15 protein-coding genes are annotated in these 19,800 nt (G+C 50.2%); 10 read left to right on the top strand and 5 right to left on the bottom strand.

The genetic code is table 11. From position 1 onward, the window contains the following. Positions 1-255: 255 nt before the first annotated feature. From AACZ19_RS14265 to AACZ19_RS14250, 4 genes are all read right to left on the bottom strand, one after another. Positions 256-1,791 carry an IS66 family transposase gene (locus AACZ19_RS14265; protein WP_339635110.1) on the bottom strand — a complete coding sequence of 512 codons (1,536 nt, stop codon included), beginning with the start codon at positions 1,789-1,791 and terminating at the stop codon, positions 256-258. A 59-nt stretch (positions 1,792-1,850) separates the two neighbouring features. Beyond that, on the bottom strand, positions 1,851-2,204 hold the full coding sequence (tnpB, locus tag AACZ19_RS14260; RefSeq protein WP_339635108.1) for an IS66 family insertion sequence element accessory protein TnpB: 354 nt from the start codon (positions 2,202-2,204) through the stop codon (positions 1,851-1,853). Next, on the bottom strand, positions 2,201-2,863 hold the full coding sequence (locus AACZ19_RS14255; RefSeq protein ID WP_339635106.1) for a transposase: 663 nt from the start codon (positions 2,861-2,863) through the stop codon (positions 2,201-2,203). Before AACZ19_RS14255 ends, tnpB begins: the two co-directional genes overlap by 4 nt. A gap of 542 nt (positions 2,864-3,405) precedes the next feature. Beyond that, positions 3,406-3,723 (bottom strand): EthD family reductase, encoded by a 318-nt coding sequence (locus tag AACZ19_RS14250; protein WP_339635104.1) that lies wholly within the window; start codon positions 3,721-3,723, stop codon positions 3,406-3,408. Between the two features lie 274 nt (positions 3,724-3,997). Here AACZ19_RS14250 and AACZ19_RS14245 point away from each other — a divergent pair, with 274 nt between their 5' ends. Continuing rightward, a complete protein-coding gene (locus AACZ19_RS14245; RefSeq protein WP_339635102.1) occupies positions 3,998-5,005 on the top strand; it encodes a helix-turn-helix domain-containing protein in 1,008 nt (335 codons plus the stop codon). A gap of 576 nt (positions 5,006-5,581) precedes the next feature. Here AACZ19_RS14245 and AACZ19_RS14240 read toward each other — a convergent pair. After that, on the bottom strand, positions 5,582-6,484 hold the full coding sequence (locus AACZ19_RS14240; protein WP_339635100.1) for a LysR family transcriptional regulator: 903 nt from the start codon (positions 6,482-6,484) through the stop codon (positions 5,582-5,584). A gap of 144 nt (positions 6,485-6,628) precedes the next feature. Between AACZ19_RS14240 and AACZ19_RS14235 the strand changes: the two genes are divergently transcribed. From AACZ19_RS14235 to AACZ19_RS14195, 9 genes are all read left to right on the top strand, one after another. Continuing rightward, entirely contained in the window at positions 6,629-8,242 is a 1,614-nt protein-coding gene (locus tag AACZ19_RS14235) for an ABC transporter substrate-binding protein (RefSeq protein ID WP_339635098.1), read from the top strand. Between the two features lie 3 nt (positions 8,243-8,245). Next, positions 8,246-9,271: an ABC transporter permease gene (locus AACZ19_RS14230; protein ID WP_339635096.1), complete on the top strand. Its 1,026-nt coding sequence runs from the start codon at positions 8,246-8,248 to the stop codon at positions 9,269-9,271. Next, positions 9,268-10,155, top strand: a complete 888-nt coding sequence (locus AACZ19_RS14225; protein ID WP_339635094.1) for an ABC transporter permease — start codon at positions 9,268-9,270, stop codon at positions 10,153-10,155. The genes AACZ19_RS14230 and AACZ19_RS14225 overlap by 4 nt, the downstream gene beginning before the upstream one ends. Positions 10,156-10,157: 2 nt before the next feature. Then, entirely contained in the window at positions 10,158-11,789 is a 1,632-nt protein-coding gene (locus tag AACZ19_RS14220; RefSeq protein WP_339635092.1) for an ABC transporter ATP-binding protein, read from the top strand. Positions 11,790-11,807: 18 nt separating this feature from the next. After that, on the top strand, positions 11,808-13,598 hold the full coding sequence (gene atzF, locus AACZ19_RS14215) for an allophanate hydrolase (protein ID WP_339635091.1): 1,791 nt from the start codon (positions 11,808-11,810) through the stop codon (positions 13,596-13,598). A gap of 967 nt (positions 13,599-14,565) precedes the next feature. Then, the gene (locus AACZ19_RS14210) at positions 14,566-15,666 is read left to right on the top strand and encodes an ABC transporter ATP-binding protein (protein WP_339635090.1); all 1,101 of its coding nucleotides are present in this window, start codon (positions 14,566-14,568) and stop codon (positions 15,664-15,666) included. A gap of 113 nt (positions 15,667-15,779) precedes the next feature. Further along, positions 15,780-16,886, top strand: coding sequence for an extracellular solute-binding protein (locus tag AACZ19_RS14205; protein ID WP_339635089.1), 1,107 nt, complete (start codon positions 15,780-15,782; stop codon positions 16,884-16,886). A 95-nt stretch (positions 16,887-16,981) separates the two neighbouring features. Beyond that, complete coding sequence (locus AACZ19_RS14200) at positions 16,982-18,535, top strand: ABC transporter permease (protein ID WP_339635087.1); 1,554 nt, start codon at positions 16,982-16,984, stop codon at positions 18,533-18,535. A gap of 4 nt (positions 18,536-18,539) precedes the next feature. Continuing rightward, a complete protein-coding gene (locus AACZ19_RS14195) occupies positions 18,540-19,724 on the top strand; it encodes an ABC transporter permease (protein ID WP_339635085.1) in 1,185 nt (394 codons plus the stop codon). The last annotated feature ends 76 nt before the right edge of the window (positions 19,725-19,800 follow it).

Here is a 19,800-nt window from a genome sequence, read left to right as displayed (position 1 = left end):
TCTTGCTGGAATTAGCGAAGGAAACATGCACCAGCAGTAGGTGAAGCATCAACCATTTAATCCGCTTACTCTAATATTCTCGCTACTAAGTTAATGTGGTAACCCCGGAAACATTGTTCATCGCCGCATGGATTCTTATTGGTGGCGCCTATCTTTTAACGTAATTTATAGTAATGAAGCTTTGGTGTATTAATGATGTTCTTTGAATACAGATCAATCGGATTTAATTCGTAACCGTCCATTTGTGACGCATTTTTATGTGTTGACGGTGTATTGAGGCTTCCAGTTCCAGGGCAGGAGGTCATCGATCTGGTTTGAGGGGTATCCGTTGGTCATGCGGGTGAGGATATCTTTCAGGTAAGCATAGGGCTCGATGTTGTTGAGTTTGGCTGTTTCGATGAGTGAGCAGAGCATGGCCCAGCGCTGTCCGCCGCCATCACTGCCAGCGAACATGTGGTTCTTGCGACCGAGAGCTACAGGACGGATAGCGCGCTCCACGGGGTTGGTGTCCAGTTCAATGCAGCCATCGTCAAGGAACCGGCACAGTGCGTCCCAGCGCGTGAGGGTATAGCGAATGGCCTCGGCCAGGGTGCTTCTGGCAGCGACGCGATGCAGCGTTGCCTCCAGCCAGGGCTTCATGGCCGTGATCATCGGTGCGGCATGCTTTTGTCTTTCCTGCCATCGTTCATCCGGGGGCTTGTTGCGAATGTGCTTTTCGATGGCATAGAGGGCTGCGACCCGTTTCAGAACCTCGGCGGCAATGGGGGATTCAGTGGCTTGATGGACCTCATGGAACTTGCGCCTTGTATGGGCCCAGCAGGCCGCCAGATGAATGGTGCCTTTGGCGGTTAATTGCTCAAAGCCTGCATACCCATCGACATGAAGAACGCCCTTGAAGGATGTCAGATGGCTGGCTGGCCGCTCTGCCTTGCGATCAGGCGCGTAACAGTAGATGGCGGCGGGCGGATCAGTGCCGGCCCAGGGTCGCGGATCGCGGACATAAACCCATAATCGACCGGTTTTCGTGCGCCCGCGCCCCGGGTCAAGAACCGGGATCGGTGTGTCATCTGCAAACAGATGGGATGAGGCCAGAAGATGATGATGCAGCCGGTCGTACAAGGGCTCGAACCACCAGCAGGCGCCGCCTACCCAGTTGGCGAGGGTGGAGCGATTTAGATCAATGCCATGGCGGGCAAAGATCTGGGACTGGCGATAGAGAGGTGTATGATCGCAATATTTGCTGACCAGGACCTGGGCCATGAGGGCCAGTGTGGCCAGACCCTTTGCAATGGGGCGTTCCGGAGAGGGGGACTGGTGGATACGACCACAACTCCGACAGCCATACTTCGGGCGGCGGATCCGCACCACCCGGAACTGGGCCGGCACCCAGTCGAGCATCTCGCTGACCGTCTCCCCCGCGGGATGAAGCGTCCCGCCACAACCGGAACAAGCGGTATGTTCAGGATCCAGGGCAACCTCCGTGCGCGGGAGGTGATCGGGCAATCCCTTCGGTGATGGATCCTGTCTCCTTTCAGAGGCGGGCAGAACCGGTATCTGGCGGGCAACTTCGGTGCGGGCGATATCCTGTTCCAGGTCTTCCAAAGCCAGATCCAGCTGGTCCGGATCGAGCCGTTCCGAACGGCGGCCGTATTGGGCCCGTTGCAGCTGTTTGATGATCTGGCGGAGGCGGTTAATTTCCTCATCCCGGTGGGTCATCACACGCGTCATGTCGAGGACAAGACGTTGCAGAAGGGCCGTATCAGAGGGCAGATTGTTCAGGTCAACTTGCATGTCTGATTATACATCAGAACACCCCGTAAATGAATGATAAAACAACCTGTCAGACCTTGTTATCCAGCCTTTTCCGGCCGCCAGATCCGTTCCGGCGCGCGCCAGTCGATGCCCTCGATCAGCATCGACAGTTGGGCAGAACTCAGCACTATCTTGCCGCCGGGATCATCGGCCTGGGGCCAAACGAACCCACCCTGGTCGAGGCGCTTTGTGAACAGGCACAGGCCATTACCATCCCAGTAGATAATCTTGATCAGATTGGCCTTGCGGCCGCGAAAGGCAAACAGATGTCCCGAGAACGGATCCTCGGCCAGCACGCCCTGGACCAGCATGGCGAGACCGTCGAGGCCTTTTCTCATGTCGGTAACACCTATAGCAATATGAACCCGGACGCCTGAAGGGAGCATCATCATGACACAGCTCCTTCCAGAAGGATCACGAGACTGCGCATGGTCTCCGGATCCACATCAGGGGCAAAGCGGACCCGGCGCCCGCCGACAAGCTCCACCTCGATCCCCGGAGCGGACCGTTCGACGATGACCGGTGCTGGCGTTGGTTCGGGGGAGAGCAAGGGGAATGTGGCCGACGCATCACTGACCGTGACGGGCAGGAAAGTCGTTTCCGGCTGTTGCGATGAAGACGAGTCCTGTTTCCATTTGAACAGCAGGCGGGGTGCAATCCCATACCGTCGGGCAATCCCGGATACCGAGTTTCCCGGCCGGCAGGTCTCCTCTATGATACGCTTCTTGTCCGCCTCGTTGAAATTCCGGCGTGGTTCCGGAACCGTTGTTCGGCCGGAGGGGATGTAGCCTGGCGAGACCGGACCAGTTTCCCTGTTAATCATATGCTCAGTCATATGATTAAGGCCCCCGCCGCGCCGCCAGAGCAACTTGCCCTTGGGCACCGACCCGTCATCGCCAAGCGTCGCCCGCCAGTTCCCGAACCGTTTCAACGGCAGGCCGTGACGCTCGCAATATTCCCGCTGGTTCAGCGTGCCCCGTTGCCAGGCCTCAAGGTGAGAGCGCCAGAACGCCTCGAGTTCCGCCGACTTTTGTGAACTAACCCTTGCCATGTCATCTCCTCCTTCACGATAAAAACCGTCAGGAGAAAAGCGCATTTAGCCACCAACAAACAAGTGTGTCACAAATGGACGCTTACGATCAATCGGATTTATTTCCCTGTTCTCAACTATTAATTCCCTGATCAGAAATTAATTTTCCCTGTTAAGTTTCTTTGGATAATTCTGAAAACATTAATAAAAATAGTGATTTACGGTGGCGCGATGATTTAATTGGGGTCAAAATCGCCAAAAATCCCAGTATTTTCCCTGTTAAACAGGGAAAATGGCAGAGACGGGTTCGCATGGGACTGCTACCTCCGCCACCCACCCCTGATAATTCGTCTCTGATTTTACCTGGCGTCGTAACCGCCCGTAACAGGGCGATATTTCGCGGCCAATCCCTTTTTTGCTCTTGTCTCCGGACCGTCAGATAGCGGTCATTCGGGCGCAAATTACCCGCCAGTCTGATGGTAGGGTGAGTTTCCCTTGAACAGGGCGTTAGCAGGGAATAATTGATAAAAAAGCCGTTAACAGGGTGCTGACCGGGAGCAGTCTTATACGAGTGCAATTTCTTCTACGGGAAGCATTCTAGTTTGAGATGTATCCAGAAAATTCTGCTGATCAGCGAGTGCTTTCTGTCCCTGATCCGAGGCTAAGGCACGCTCGAAATCACTGAGATTGTCGAACCAAAGCTCAACCATGCCGTCAAATAGGGGATCCCCTGAATCGGACGGTTGTGCATAGTTAAACACATACTTTTTAAGTCCTGGTAGCCCGCAAGTAAGAGGGCCATGTGTGTTTGTACTATAGGCTTGGTAAGCCTTACGACTCATGTCGCTCCGTTTTTTGACAAGAAATATTATCTTGAACATTTAAACCTCACTTTTTTTCTGTATCTGTTTGTTATGGCCTCTATGCAGCCGGATTGTTTGGCTGTCTCACAGCCTTAAGTACGGAAGCAATTAATCTCAGTTACATTTTGGCTACCCGTCTTAGACAATTTTGATGTCCTTAATGTTGCTTCCAGTAAGCTTTTGTGGCTCTCAATATAAAAGATATATCGAGTGCGAATAAGATTAGAAATTGCCACAAACGGGTTGTTTCTGCCAATCAGGGAAACTAATTATCAATGGAGGGGAGGGTTAAATGAAAAGCAGGTCTGTGACTTCGGTTAGTTTGGTACTATTACCTGAGGCGATGGCATCTACTTTGATTAGCTTGTTTGATGTACTCAGCGCAGTGGGCACATTGGCGAATAACACTCACGTATTTGAGGTTAGTATAGTGAGCGATTCTTTGGAGCCTGTGACCACCGCAAGCGGAATCACAATCGCCCCGACTAAAACCTACACCCAGGTTTCACATACGGACATTGTAATAGTGCCTTCGCTGCTAACCCGCGAAAATCGATGGCCCACAGAAAAGTATCCGCAATTGATTGATTGGCTGAAAAGGCAACATATTGGCGGCGCGGTGATGTGTTCTGCGTGTTCGGGGATTTTTCCGCTTTTGGAAGCTGGCTTATTCAATCAATACCCGGTTACATGCCATTGGTCGTCTGTTAAAACTCTTAGAAATAGTTTCCCTGATGTGCAGGTACAAATTGAACGTACCTTGATCGTTTGCGGCGAAGAAGACAGGCTGATTATGTCTGGTGCTGCCGGGTCCTGGCAGGATTTAATTCTATATTTGGTGAACCGTTTTGCCGGACCAAGTACAGCCGGTCTTACCTCGAGCTACTTTCTTTTAAATTGGCATCCAGAGGGCCAAACGCCCTATATTCCATTTCAGGAAGACGTCAGTCATGGCGACGGAGTGGTTAGTAAAGCGCAGGCGTGGATCAGGGAACATTCACACGAATCTATTCAGGTAAACACCCTTACCAGCCAATCGGGCTTGCCGGAGCGTAGTTTTAAAAGAAGATTCAAGAAAGCTACAGGGTATACAACAATCGAGTATATACAGCGTTTTCGAGTAGAGCAGGCAAAACACCTTTTGGAAGCAAGCGGTTTACCGATTGATGAAATTGCCCATCGTGTAGGCTATGACGAACCGGCTTTTTTCCGCAGGCTATTCAAGAGAATTACCTCAATTACGCCAAGCGCTTACAGGACAAAATTCTGTGCTCCCGAGACCATCCGACAAAAACTATAGATGGTAACCGGCATGTCAGAAGAAAATCGATTTTTGACTATTCGCCCATCGACAAGCCGCAAAGCATGACAAAAAGAAACACATTTCGCTATTTCAAAATACCACCTGATGTACATCAGGTTTACGTTGTCCTATCGCAACGTCAAAGATTTTCTCCATGAAGGAGGATTCAACAGCTGTCATGAAGCGGCATGGGAATCCAAATAAATATATCGGATAGTTTACGTTCATATTGTGCCGCCATGAAGTCCGTCGGAAACGCCGAGGTTCAAGAGGTTTGCCGTTGGAAGAACAATTGCTGTGAAAATTCCCATCACCCGTTCCGACGACGAAAGCAAGCTATGCCGAAATTCAGGCGCCTACGAAGTTTAAAAAAATTCATCTCAATCCATGCATCAGTCCATAACCACTTCAACTCGGAACGCCATCTCAACTCAAGACCCACATTCAAAGTTCAACTTGACGTTGCTATTGCCGAGTGGCAGCAACTCAGTGCGGCATAATAGGGGAACCCTTATGCCGAATTATGCCAAACAGTGACTACGCCGCATTCGTCGGACTGCGCCAAAATATGACTCAAACATCAAAACGTTCTTCAAGTATTGCCGCGATCCGCAGGGCAAATCGAGCAGATGCCACCGGAAGCGTACGCCCTTTTAACTGGCCTAGGAAGAGATTGCCGACGGGGACATCCTTGCTCGAAATTTCCTTTGTAACAAAGGGTCGTTCAGAGTCTTGTTTAAGGCCAATCGGTATCTGAAAACCTAAACAATTTTCCTGCAACACATAATGCCGGATGAATTCGAAGGAATCCGTTTCAACAATCGGTGCGGTCGTTCTTGAAAGGCGATGCGCTGATGCCTCAATCAAATGCCGAATTGCGATATGAGTTGTGGGTAAGATATGTGGGTAGTCTAAACAATCTCGCAATCGAATCTCATCCGCTCCCGCTAAGGGATGGTCCGGCGACATTAAAACGGTAACCGGCTGGGGAATCGCACAAATCACTTCAAAATCGACAAGGTGAACAGGCTCGAACACCAAGGCAAGGTCACTGGCGAATGTGCTTAACTCTTCCTCCGCCTGCGCCCTGTCCCTTACATTTACAGAAAAACTGACTCCGGGATGTTCGGCTCTATATTTCGCAATTTCGATAGGCAGGAAATACGGTAGAAGGGCTTGAGAGCAAGCAATTGAAATGTGCCCCCGGCGCTCCCCTGAAAGATCGGCCACCTGATTTTGCACTCTTATCAAATCCGAAATTTGGCTTCTTATATGCTGCAACACCAGCTCACCAGCCGGGTTCAAGCGAACACCACGGGAGAGCCGCTCGAATATTTGCGAGCCAAATTCTGACTCAAATCGCTGTATTCGCCGGTTTAGGGCGGACGCCGTAATGTTCATATCTTCAGCCGCCTTCCGGATAGAACCGGCTCGGCTTACGGCTTCGATTAAATGAAACGTCTGTAAATGCTTCACAATCGACTCTCCTTTTGCAATCGATGCAAAAAATGCACCGCTTTTGTGAATTTATAGCATTGGAAATAACACAAAGAAAGAGGCACGGTTTAAAGCGCTACACAAGAATCCCCATTCGAGTTTTATGCGCTGAAAGGAATTACGATGACTCTATCAACGTCCAGAAGAAATTTTCTTAAAATCTCAGGTGGGGCACTGGGTGCAGCCAGCTTACCTTTCCTGAAAGTATTGCCCGCACAGGCGGCCAGTGGCGATGTCATCGTCGCTGTAACAGGTCAAACAATAAACAGCCTTGATTTGCACCGGAAAGGAACCAACAGAGCCAGCTATCAAATCGCCGTTAATTGCTATGACCGCTTGGTATCCTTTGGAACGAAAGAAGCCCCTGGCGGTGGACTATCTTACGATTACACCAAAATCGAGCCAGAACTGGCGGAAAGCTGGAGTATTTCTGACGACGGATTAAAACTCACCTTCAAAATTAAGTCGGACGCAACCTTCTGGGACGGAACAAAAGTCACAGCAGCGGATGTCAAATGGTCCTTTGACCGGGCTGTTTCTGTTGGTGGTTTTCCGAGTGTCCAGATGAAGGCCGGTGGGCTGGTCAAGCCAGAGCAGTTTGAAGCAATTGATGATGAAACATTTGTTATAACCCTGGAAAAAGCCTCCAAACTTACTCTCCCGGATTTGGCCGTGCCGGTACCTTTTGTCATTAACTCAAAAGTCGCGAAAGCCAATGCAACGGAAAAAGATCCCTGGGCAACCGATTATCTTCACAATACCCCTGCCGGGTCCGGTGCTTTTAAAGTAATCAAATGGAATCCTGGTGAACAGCTTGTGTACGAACGCAATGACAACTGGGTCGGTGGGCCACTTCCCGCGATCAAACGCGTCATAGTCAGAGAAGTTCCCAGCCCCTCCACCCGTCGTGCCTTGATTGAAAAAGGGGACGTCCAGTTATCCTTCAATATTCCGAATAAGGATGCGAAAGAGTTGGCGGATAAAGTGGATGTCTACTCAACACCGATAGAAAATTGCATGCATTGTGTTGGTTTGAACTATACGTTCGAGCCTTTTCAGGACCCAAATGTTCGAAAAGCAGTCGCTTACTCTATTCCGTATGAAGAAATCTTTCAAGCAGCTGCATATGGCAGAGGTGCCCGCTTGTGGGGCGGTCCTGAAACAATCGACTCAATCGAATGGCCACGCAAATCTCCCTATTTTACGGATCTGGATAAGGCGAAAGATCTTATGGCCAAATCCGGCTTTTCCGAAGGTTTCTCTGTTCCCTTCTCCATCAGCCTCGGGCTGGCGGACTGGATGGAACCGACAGCGTTGCTGATTCAGGAAAATCTGGAAAAAATCGGCATATCGACTGAGATCGAAAAAATTCCAGGTGCCAACTGGAGAACCGCCGCATTGGTCGAGAAGAAGCTCCCGCTCCACCTGGAAAACTTCGGTGGGTGGCTGAATACGCCCGATTACTATTTCTTCTGGGCATACAAAAATGGGCATCTGTTCAATTCCTCCAACTACATGAACCCGGAGATTGAAAGCCTCGTCGACAGCACATTGCATATGCCAATGGATGATCCAAAATATGCACCGAATGTTATGCGTATGTTCGAGATTGCCTTCGAAGATCTTCCGCGAATTCCACTTTGGCAGCCAGCTCTCAATGTTGCGGTGAATGGTGCGAAGGACTACGAATTCTGGTTCCATCGTCAATTGGATGTCCGTCCTTTGAAGGGAGCTTAATTGATGCCTCCTCGTTTGCGCGCCATCCTCCAAAGGCTTGTTCAGGCTATTCCGGTTGTCGTTGGTGTTGTGGTCATCAGTTTTGTGTTGACCCGCGCGCTGCCAGGTGATCCTGCCGTCTATTTTGCTGGAGCGGCCGCAGACGAGGAGTCAATTGCCCAGATCAGAACGTCAATGGGCCTGGATAAACCTTTGCCTATTCAGTTCCTAAAATATGTAACGGATTTGTTGCAGGGTGATTTCGGTCAGTCCGTATATAGTGGACAGCCGGTCGCCGAAGATCTTGCAAGCCGATTGCCTGCATCACTGGAGCTTACCCTGACCGCATTGATCCTCTCTTGCGCCATCGCCATTCCAATCGGCGTATTTGCCGCCAAGAATCCTGGATCATTAATCGATCAATTATGCCGAATATTGGTAACCGCCGGAGTATCCCTGCCCACTTTTTTTACAGGGATACTGCTTATCTATATTTTTTATTATCTCCTTGGATTGGCCCCGTCTCCTCTTGGACGGCTGGATTTCTTGTACATCGAACCAGACGACGTTACGGGTTTCTATTTAATTGACGCGGTCATTGCCGGAGACTGGGAAACCTGGTTTGCCGCTCTCAAGCAACTTATCCTTCCCGCAATTACACTTGCTCTTTTTACATTGGCCCCGATTGCCCGAATGACACGTGCCGCCATGCTGAGCGCTCTGTCGTCTGATTTCATTCGAACAGCAAGGGCGGCCGGGTTAAGTGATCACAAAGTTACATACGGATATGCCTTCCGGAATGCGCTTCTTCCGATCATCACCACGTTAGGTATGGTCTTTTCATTCTCTCTCGGCGCGAATGTGTTGGTGGAGAAAGTCTTTGCCTGGCCCGGCATTGGATCCTATGCCGTTGAAGCTCTGGTAGTGTCGGATTACGCGGCAGTACAAGGGTTTGTACTCGCCATGGCGCTCCTGTTCGTTACCCTCAATCTCATCATCGATTTGACATATAGCCTTATCGATCCTCGCATAGGATTTGATACAGAATGACAGAAATCAGTGAAAATGCGAATCCGGGATCTGACAGCAAATCAACCAGCATTTCCCATACTCTTTATGTTCTTAAAGAGAACCCTGTCACGTTAATCGCCTTTGCTCTGTTCGGCTTCTACGTCCTTTCCGCTATCTTCGGGCAGTACCTGGTTCCCTTTGATCCGCTTGCGTCAGATTCAGAAAACGTCCTGCAACCGCCCAACTTGAAACATTGGTTTGGAACCGATGCGCTCGGGAGGGATGTTTTTAGTCGGGTTATTTCTGCTACCAGGCTTGATCTCCTCATTGCTGTATCCGCTGTCGCTATTTCATTTGTTGTCGGCTCAATCCTGGGAAGTGCGGCTGGCTATTGGGGCGGGAAGCTGGATATTATACTCAGCCGCACACTCGATACCATTATGGCATTCCCCATTTTTGTATTGGCGATGGGAATTGTCGCCGCACTTGGAAATACAATAGAGAATATCGTTTACGCAACCGCCATAATCAATGTTCCTTTCTACGCTCGGCTGGTTCGGGCGGAAGTCAATATCCGCCGCAATTCGGGCTTCGTCCAATCTGCGAAACTCTCCGGAAATTCGGATCTTCGGATCTTGGCGCTACAAATTTTCCCCAACACTCTGCCCCCCATGATGGTCCAGATTTCCCTCAATCTGGGATGGGCAATCCTGAATGCCGCAGGCCTGAGTTTTATCGGCCTCGGGGTACGTCCCCCGACACCCGAGTGGGGTATCATGGTCGCCGAAGGTGCGAATTTCATTGTTTCTGGGGAATGGTGGCTTGCCGTTTTCCCGGGTCTTTGGCTTATGCTGGCGGTCTTCACCTTTAATCTGCTAGGCGATGGCCTTCGCGATATGGTTGACCCACGGCAAAGGACCTGAACATGCTATCAATTCAAGACCTGAGTGTATCTTTCAAGACTCGACGAGGCACAGTCGATGCGGTCCGGGGTGTTTCTCTGGACGTTCCCAAAGGCCAAATATTGGGAATTGTAGGTGAATCCGGTTCAGGCAAATCGGTAACGTCTTATGCACTGATGCGTATTCTTGATAGAGGCGGGGTAATTCGCCAAGGGGAGATCAACTACAGCGGAATTGATCTACGTCATGCTACAGAAAGGCAAATGGCAGAAATCCGTGGCCGCGAGATATCAATGATCTTTCAGAATCCGCGCGCGGCCCTCAACCCTATACGGAAAGTCGGACATCAGTTAGAGGACGTCCTCCGCCAACATGCCCAAGCCACTCGATACACCGCAAAAGAAAAAGCGATTGAAGCCCTGGAAGCCGTGAAAATCAAAAATGCAGCGGAACGCTACAATGCCTACCCGTTTGAGTTATCCGGCGGAATGTGCCAGCGTGTCGTTATTGCCATCGCACTTGCCTGCAACCCAAAGCTTTTAATCGCAGATGAACCGACGACCGGCCTGGATATCACCACGCAAAAGGCGGTAATGGATCTGGTTCTAGAGTTAATTCGGGATCGAGAGATGAGTGCCATCCTGATCACCCATGATCTGGGCCTCGCGACAGAATATTGTGACCAAATCTCTGTTATGAAAAACGGAGAAGTTGTCGAACAAGGGACCCCCCAGAAAATATTCTCATCGCCAGAGCATCCCTATACCCAAAAGCTCGTGAAGGCGACACCCTCGAAAGGCAGCTCTATTCGGGACCTACTACCGGACGGCGCGAATTCCCCATTACCGCCACGCCAAATCAGTGAGGTTCCTTTGATTGAAGTTGAAGATCTCAGGAAAACATATATCGGAAAATCTGGGCCTGTCGATGCTGTGAAAGGTGTGTCATTCAAAATTTTTGAAGGCCAAACAGTTGGTCTCGTTGGCGAATCCGGCTGCGGGAAATCAACGACATCTTCCATGCTGGTGCGGCTTCTGGACAGCAGTTCAGGCAGTATATTATTTAACGGCGAAGATCTGACCAAAGTGCCTGCCAAGGCATTTGCCAAAGATCCACGGCGAACGGATATCCAAATGGTTTTTCAGGATGCAACTGACAGTCTCAATCCGCGTTTTACCTCCCGGCAATCCATTGCAGACCCTCTTAAGCAGCTTTTGAAGTTGCACGGGGCGGCCCTGAACGAACGGATTGAGGAATTGGCCAGTCTTGTTGGCCTGCCCTCACATCTTCTTGATCGTTTTCCCCACCAACTTTCCGGGGGACAGAAAGCGCGTGTCGGTATCGCAAAAGCGATCTCTGTAAATCCCAAGTTCCTGATCCTGGATGAACCGACAGCGGCTCTCGACGTGTCCATTCAGGCGATCGTCCTCAACCTCCTCGCCGACTTGAGGGCCAAGCTGGGAATGAGCTTCCTGTTTGTCAGTCACGATTTGCAGGTAGTCAAGCTCTTGAGCGACTATGTCATTGTGATGCGTGACGGCGAGATAGTTGAACAGGGCACAACGGATATTGTCATGAACCAGCCCTCCTCTGAATACACCCGGACCCTCTTGTCTACCGTGCCAAAGCCCCCCAAAGGCTTGACAGCAGCTTGATTACTACAGGTATTTTTGATGAATAACATCCCCTTTACAATATCCGTATTGCATGATTCCTACCGAAATGGAACACCGCTCACGGAAATAGTTGAGCAGGCTTACTCGCGAATTGCATTGGTCAACGACCCAGGCATCTTTATTCATATGCTGAATATAGAGGAAGTGATCGCGGCAGCCCGCGAGCTCGGGGAATTTGATGACAGCAAGCCTTTATGGGGTATTCCCTATGTTGTTAAAGACAACATTGATGTAGAAGGGATGCCGACTACGGCGGCATGTCCGGACTTTACCTATATTGCAAAAGATGACGCCTTTGTCGTCAAATGCCTGAAGGAGGCCGGCGCGTTATTATTGGGGAAAGTCAACCTTGATCAATTTGCCACAGGTCTTGTCGGGATCAGATCGCCCTATACACCACCGAAAAATGCGATAGACCCCAGTATCGTACCGGGCGGCTCCTCATCAGGCTCTGCTGTATCTGTCGCTCATGGCTTTGCCTGCTTTTCCCTTGGAACGGATACTGCAGGCTCAGGCCGCGTACCCGCTGCACTGAACAATATTGTAGGGCTGAAGCCAACACTCGGGGCCTTTTCCGCTTCCGGGGTGGTTCCCGCCTGTCGGACCCTCGATACCATTTCCGTATTCGCGTTGACGGTTGAAGATGCCTATAAGGTATTTGAAGTTGCTTGCAAATTCGATGAGGCGGATAGCTACTCGCGAAGGATTTCGGCTAAACCTCTGCCCACCATTCCGCCCAAAATCATAGTGGGAGTCCCTGACCCGAAATCTATCAAATTTTTCGGGGACAAAATACAGGAGGCCTCTTTTCGAGAGGGTCTTGATGACCTGACGAAACTTGGCGCAGAGATCATCGAAATTGACTTCACGCCATTTTATGACGTGGCGCAAATGCTTTATGAGGGGGCTTGGATTGCCGAGCGCTATACAACTATCGAAAAGCTGATGGAGACAAATCCCGACGCAATCCACCCTGTCACGCGTGAAATTATCTCCGCCGCAGAGAAGTTTTCCTCTGCAGACGTTTTTCGGGGCATGTATAGGCTGGAACATTTAAAGCGATTAGCGGAACCGATATTGGCGGCGTTGGACTATTTATGCGTTCCGACCATCCCGACATTTTATAAAGTGGAAGACCTGGAGAAAGATCCTGTAACACCGAATTCCAATTTCGGGACTTATACCAACTTTGTCAATTTATTGGATATGTGTGCCGCTTCCTTCCCGATCGGCCCAAGAAGTGACGGGCGCCCGGGTAGCTTGACCCTACTCGCGCCCGCAGGAAAAGACGCGGAAATTGCGGTGATCGGCCAGGAAATTCAATCCCGGCTGCAGCGAAAAATGGGTGCTACTGATTGGCCCACTCCACCATTTCTTCAGCAGAAGGCTGGCAGCGTACGTGCCAACGAAATTGAAATCGCGGTGTGTGGCGCGCATATGTCCGGTTTGCCGCTAAACAAGGAACTGACTTTGCGCTGTGGACGTTTCATCAGAAAGGCGTCAACTGCAAACGAGTATCAGTTTTATGCCTTGGCCGGAGGGCCACCAGATCGCCCCGGCCTGGTTCGCACAGAACCCGGAAAGGGATATGAAATAGAGCTTGAAGTCTGGGCGCTGCCAAAAGAAGAACTGGGCTTCTTCATGGAAAACATTCCGTATCCGCTTGCGATTGGAACGGTGCAATTGAATGACGGGACCAACTTGAAAGGCTTTGTCTGCGAAGCAGCCGGAGTACACGGCGCGAAGAACATCAGTGATCTCAAAACCTGGCGCCGTTACGTGGCCTGAATAATCTCGATATATTGTTTTGGCAGTGCAAATGCGCTGGCAGATGCTATCAGAAGAAAAGAGGTTGTTGTCCTATTTGCCATCTCCCGCTCTCCCTAATTGAAAAAAAGAAACTCATTTCGCTATTTCAAAACACCACCTGAAATCATCCGCCTTGCGGTGATGATGTACGTCAGGTTTCCGTTGCCCTTTCACAACGTTAAAGATTTTCTCCATGAAGGAGGATTCAACAGCTTTCATGAAGCGGCATGGGAATCCAAATAAATATATCGGATAGTTTACGTTCATATTGTGCCGCCATGAAGTCCATCGGAAACGCAGAGGTTCAAGAGGTTTGCCGTTGGAAGAACAATTGCTGTGAAAATTCCCATCTCCCGTTCCGGCGACAAGAGCAGGCTATGCCGAAATTCAGGCGACTGTGAAGTCTGCGAGAATTTGTTTCTATTCTCTCATCAGTCCATAACTTCTTCAATCATGAACGTCACCTAACCAGCCGAGAAGAATTGGTGCTTCAGAGAAATGCCGCACTGGCCGAGTGGCAACAACTTGGCGCAGCATAATGGTGGCACCTTATTGCCAATTGCGCCAAAAGGAGACGAGAGCGCATTCGTCTGACAATTTCCTTAAGAAAGAGCTGCTTTTCCATAGCAAGACGTTGTTCCTTAGATATATAATATTCCTATAATATCAGAAATACCAAAATGGTATGTTGGCTGAAAATTGAAAAACTTTTCTGATTCAACATAGTAATTGATATATATTGATATAAATTTTGATCGGAGCCGCCAGTTGGATACGTTGTGTAAACCCTGTTATACAGGCGATTGTTCAATTTTTTTTGATCGATTCATAAAAAAATTAATTTATACGGTTGTGCTATTTGGAGAATCTTGTTGTAATCAGTTTATACAGGAAGGTGAACTAATGGATTTGTTTTATCTACTGAATAGGAAAAGAGGGGACCAATTTGGTTGATACAGTGGAGGAGCATGCGTTCGTCGAATTCGACCGTGTGCAGAAGAGTTACGATGGCGAGACTTTGGTTGTCAAAGATCTGAACCTCTCAATGCCGAAAGGCGAATTCTTGACGATGCTGGGGCCATCGGGGTCGGGAAAGACGACATGTCTCATGATGCTGGCCGGATTTGAAACGGCGACTCATGGGGATATCCGGTTGGATGGGAAAGGCATTAACAATATTCCGCCACATAAACGCGGAATTGGCATGGTGTTTCAAAACTATGCTCTTTTCCCCCATATGACGGTAAACGAGAACCTCTCATTTCCGCTTGAAATTCGCAAAATGAGCAAATCCGAGCGTGAGGAAAAAGTCAAACGCGCGCTTGAGATGGTACAGATGGGGGCTTTCGGCGCCCGCCGTATCGCCCAGTTATCTGGCGGACAACAGCAGCGCATAGCGCTGGCGCGCGCTCTGGTTTTTGACCCCAGTCTGGTTTTGATGGATGAACCGCTGGGCGCGCTTGATAAACAGCTTCGCGAACATATGCAGTTTGAAATTAAACGCATTGCCGATGACTTGGACATTACAGTGGTTTATGTGACCCATGACCAGACAGAAGCCCTGACCATGTCGGATCGGGTTGCGGTGTTTGATGATGGGCGTATCCAGCAGCTGGCGCCGCCCGATCAGCTCTATGAAGAGCCTGAAAACAGTTTTGTTGCTCAATTTATCGGCGAGAATAATACGCTTGATGGCGTAGTGGAGGAAATCCGTGGCGATCAGGCGTTGGTTCGGCTTGATGGCGGCGGCATAATTGACACGACGCCGGTGAATGTAAGTAAAGTTGGAGAGCGTACCAAAGTCTCAATTCGTCCGGAAAGAGTTGAATTCGGTCGTGATCGTCTGGGTGAAGATGCCCATACGCTCAATGCTGAAGTGCTTGAGTTTATCTACATGGGTGACATCTTTCGTACACGTCTGAGAGTGGCGGGAAATGAAGATTTCATTGTCAAGACACGCAATGCTGCTAATCAGGTCCGGTTTGAGCCGGGCCAACAGATTGAGATTGGGTGGTTGGCAGAAGATTGTCGGGCACTTGATGCTTGATAACAGGGAAGCCCTGGCGACGACAACCTTGCAAAAGGCGGATTGTGTTGGGGTATCCCGTGTACCAATTAGTATCACAATAAAATAACTGAGTGATTTTACAGGAGGTTTTTATGAAAATGTTTACAAAACTGTCCATAGCGATTGCTTTTACGGCTGTCAGTGCGACAGCGGTAACAGCAGCTGATATGGCAGATGAAATGACGATCGTGTCTTGGGGTGGAGCCTATTCAACATCTCAGATGAAGGCTTATCATGAGCCTTATATGGAGAAGACCGGCATTAATATCATTAATGACGAGAGTTCCGCTGAAGCAGTCGCAAAACTGCGGGCGATGGACGAAGCCGGGAATGTAACCTGGGACCTTGTGGACGTCGTTGCATCCGATGCCATTCGTCTTTGTGACGAAGGACTGGCTGCGGAAATCGACCATGACAAGGTTTTGGCAAACGCTCCGGATGGCACGCCTCCAAGTAAAGACTTCGGGGACCTGATTGTTTCTGACTGCTTTATTCCGCAGATCGTTTACTCCACTGCTTTCGGGTACCGCACGGATTTGGTGGGCGATAAAAAACCAACCGATATTTGTGCTATTTTCGACACCAAGACCTGGCCAGGTAAACGGTCACTGGAAAAGCGTCCGATCAATAATATGGAGTGGGCTCTGCTGTGTGACGGAGTCGCCAAGGGCGATGTCTATGATGTCCTCGCGACTGAGGAAGGGCAGGAGCGGGCTCTTGCCAAGCTCGGCACAATCAAGGACGATGTAATCTGGTGGTCTGCCGGTGCTGATACGCCTCAGCTTCTGGCCGATGGCGAAGTTATTATGGGTTCGACATATAACGGTCGGCTGTTTTCATTGATTGAAGAGCAGAACCAGCCTGTGGCAATGCTCTGGGACGCCCAGGTGTTCGACCTTGACGGCTGGATTGTTCCGGCTGGTCTCAGTGATGAACGTAAGGCTCGCGTAATGGACTATTTGAAGTTCGCGACGGATACCCAGCGTCTTGCTGACCAGGCGAAGTATATCTCTTATGGCCCGGCCCGGAAATCATCTGCGCCGCTGGTTGGCAAGCATGCTGACCTTGGTATCGAGATGGCGCCGCATATGCCGACTGATCCGGAAAATGCCAAGAATACGTTCTTGTATAACTACGAATTCTGGGCAGATTATCGCGACGATATTGACGCGAAATTCCAAGCTTGGTTAGCCCAATAAAACTATAAAAGAGCAGGTGCATCGGCACCTGCTCTTTTTGCATGCCGGCAGGGAGATTCCGGCCAATTTTAGAATTTTAAAATGGCGACTTAAGAATGAGTGATTCCACCGACAATGGTCCCGTATTATCTGCTGATGGGACACCCCTAAAGCGCAGCCTGAAACGCTCTTTGCGTCTGCAGAAGTTCAGGGCTTTATTGTTAATTGCCCCATTACTTGCATTCATTCTGATCACGTTTATCGCGCCTATTGCCGACATGTTGTTTCGTTCGGTGGAAAACAAGATTGTCGAGGAAACCCTACCTCAAACTGTTGCCCTGATAGATACAGACGGTGAAATTGAATCCATCGTGCCAAGCGAGAAAGTCTTTTCTGCGCTTTATGTAGACATGTTCGTGGCGGCAGAAAACAAGGAACATACGCGCCTCGGCACCCGCCTTAACTATGAGGAATCCGGAATTTCATCTCTTTTCCGGAAGTCAGGGCGCCGGGTAAGCCGCCTCGACGTGGAAGTTTACAGGGACCAATTCGAAGATGTTGATCCCAGCTGGACGGAAATTGCAACCTGGCAGTCTCTTGCTGATGATGCGACTGCCAGGGAGCTGCTGCCAAGGGCCATGTGGGCATATGATGCCTGGCGGGATTATGTGATTGCCGATGGCGACAATCCGGACGAAGAAGCTCTGGAAGATTTCATGTATGTCGCCCTGTACGATGATCTGCTGGCGCTTGATGATGCTTCCGAAGCCAGTGATTTGATCCAGAAAAGTGCGGCTGCCGTTCCGGATTTCGAGACCGTCAATTTTAAGGAAGCCTTCGTCACATTTGACAAGGACTGGACTAACGAAGATGTCTGGAAAACCCTGCGAACCTATTCTTCGCGCTATACAGAGGGGTATTTTCTGAATGCCATAGACCTTCAGAAGGATTTTGAAGGGTACTCGGTGCGCCCTGAGAATGAACGGATTTATGGCGTCTTGTTCATGCGGACATTGTTTATGTCCCTTGTTATTACCGGCTGTGCGATTTTGCTGGGCTATCCGATTGCCTGGCTGATGTCGAACCGCCCAATGCGGGAAGCCAACCTGCTCATGATCATGGTTCTGCTGCCGTTCTGGACATCCTTGCTGGTCCGGACATCGGCATGGAAAGTCATGCTGCAGCAACAGGGCGTGATTAACGACACCCTCGTCTGGCTCAATCTGGTGGATGAGGCCGGGCGATTGGTGCTGATTAATAACCAGTTTGGCACAATTGTAGCCATGACACACATACTGCTGCCCTTCATGGTGCTGCCGCTGTATTCGGTTATGCGCACAATCCCCGAGACCTATACCCGCGCCGCGAAGTCGCTCGGGGCGACAAACTGGACGGCCTTCTGGCGGGTTTATTTCCCGCTGTCCGTACCCGGTATTGGCGCCGGCTCAATCCTGGTGTTTATCCTGTCAATTGGCTACTACATCACGCCGGAAATCGTTGGCGGTACAACGGGTACATTTATTTCCAACCGGATTGCCTACCATATTTCCAGTTCTCTCAACTGGGGCCTTGCCGCCGCCCTCGGAACAATCCTGCTGGCCGTCGTCTTGCTGCTTTACTGGGTATATGACCGTATTGTCGGCATTGATAATGTAAAGTTGGGGGGGTGAAAACATGATTGCACAAAAAACAGAAAAACCCGTTGTCGCCTCAAACCAGCTTGTAGCTGGAGGCGGCGCGTTCTTTGCTGCCGTATTCGGTTTACTGTTCGGCATGACGCAGGATATTCCGCTGATTGGCTTGATTGGCGGGCTGGTGCTCGGCGGTATCGTCGCCTTCGGCATCGTGAAGATTGCCAAATCCCGGCGGATTTCCCAGATTGTGATGGTCATTCTCGGATTAATATTCGGCTATCTGCAGGCGCAGATTTCCGGGGCCATCATCGGGGCTATTTTTGGCTGGGTTTTTACCTGGTTCGTCTTCTGGCTTGCAACAGGGGATTACCGGCGTCGGCTGCCGTCTTATGCAACACCGGGTCAGGTATTGTGGCATCATACCTTCGTGGTTATTTGCTGGGCGATTTTCTTATTTCTGATCACACCGATTATCGTTGTGATGCCGCTTAGTTTCAATGCCGAGAATTTCTTTACCTTTACGCCGGCTATGTTGAACTTTGATCCTGCGGGTTACTCACTCAAGCATTATGAAGATTTCTTCACCAATTCCGACTGGCAGGGCGCGCTCAAGAACAGTTTTGCGATTGCTCCTGTCGCGACATTGCTGTCGGTTTCACTGGGGACGCTGGCGGCAATCGGGCTGAGCCAGCCGTTTGTACCTTTCCGCCGGGCAATTATGGCGATCCTGATTTCTCCCATGATTATGCCGTTGATTATTTCTGCGGCCGGGATGTACTTTTTCTACAGCCGTGTTGGCCTGCAAGGGACGTATTTGGGCGTTGTCTTGGCCCATGCTGCTCTTGGTATACCCTTCGTCATCATTACTGTGACAGCGACACTTGTCGGCTTCGATCACAGTTTGACCCGGGCAGCCGCAAATCTTGGTGCAAATCCGGTGACGACATTCTTCAGGGTGCAGATGCCGCTTATCCTTCCAGGTGTTATTGCGGGCGGCCTGTTCGCATTTATTACTTCCTTCGACGAAGTCGTGGTCGTTTTGTTTGTCGGGTCGGCGGGGCAAAAAACATTGCCTTGGCAAATGTTTACCGGCCTGCGCGAACAGATCAGCCCGACCATTCTTGCCGTGGCAACGATCCTGGTAGTGCTGTCAATTCTGATGCTGACCACTCTTGAAATGCTCCGCAGACGTTCTGAGAGATTGCGTGGCATTTCGCCTGGTTGATGGAGCTTTTCAAGGGCGTCATCAAGAACAAGAGATCGCCAAAAGATTTTCCCGTATGAGCCTGCACTCTAGATGG

Source organism: uncultured Sneathiella sp. (assembly GCF_963973085.1).
Lineage (GTDB): Bacteria > Pseudomonadota > Alphaproteobacteria > Sneathiellales > Sneathiellaceae > Sneathiella.
This window is presented reverse-complemented; position numbering and strand designations above follow the sequence as displayed.

Excerpts from the sequence above, each read along its gene's own strand:
- AACZ19_RS14265 (WP_339635110.1), bottom strand. The coding sequence starts at position 1,791 with ATGCAAGTTGACCTGAACAATCTGCCCTCTGATACGGCCCTTCTGCAA.
- tnpB (WP_339635108.1), bottom strand. The coding sequence starts at position 2,204 with ATGATGATGCTCCCTTCAGGCGTCCGGGTTCATATTGCTATAGGTGTT.
- AACZ19_RS14255 (WP_339635106.1), bottom strand. The coding sequence starts at position 2,863 with ATGGCAAGGGTTAGTTCACAAAAGTCGGCGGAACTCGAGGCGTTCTGG.
- AACZ19_RS14250 (WP_339635104.1), bottom strand. The coding sequence starts at position 3,723 with ATGTTCAAGATAATATTTCTTGTCAAAAAACGGAGCGACATGAGTCGT.
- AACZ19_RS14245 (WP_339635102.1), top strand. The coding sequence starts at position 3,998 with ATGAAAAGCAGGTCTGTGACTTCGGTTAGTTTGGTACTATTACCTGAG.
- AACZ19_RS14235 (WP_339635098.1), top strand. The coding sequence starts at position 6,629 with ATGACTCTATCAACGTCCAGAAGAAATTTTCTTAAAATCTCAGGTGGG.
- AACZ19_RS14230 (WP_339635096.1), top strand. The coding sequence starts at position 8,246 with ATGCCTCCTCGTTTGCGCGCCATCCTCCAAAGGCTTGTTCAGGCTATT.
- AACZ19_RS14225 (WP_339635094.1), top strand. The coding sequence starts at position 9,268 with ATGACAGAAATCAGTGAAAATGCGAATCCGGGATCTGACAGCAAATCA.
- AACZ19_RS14220 (WP_339635092.1), top strand. The coding sequence starts at position 10,158 with ATGCTATCAATTCAAGACCTGAGTGTATCTTTCAAGACTCGACGAGGC.
- atzF (WP_339635091.1), top strand. The coding sequence starts at position 11,808 with ATGAATAACATCCCCTTTACAATATCCGTATTGCATGATTCCTACCGA.
- AACZ19_RS14205 (WP_339635089.1), top strand. The coding sequence starts at position 15,780 with ATGAAAATGTTTACAAAACTGTCCATAGCGATTGCTTTTACGGCTGTC.
- AACZ19_RS14200 (WP_339635087.1), top strand. The coding sequence starts at position 16,982 with ATGAGTGATTCCACCGACAATGGTCCCGTATTATCTGCTGATGGGACA.
- AACZ19_RS14195 (WP_339635085.1), top strand. The coding sequence starts at position 18,540 with ATGATTGCACAAAAAACAGAAAAACCCGTTGTCGCCTCAAACCAGCTT.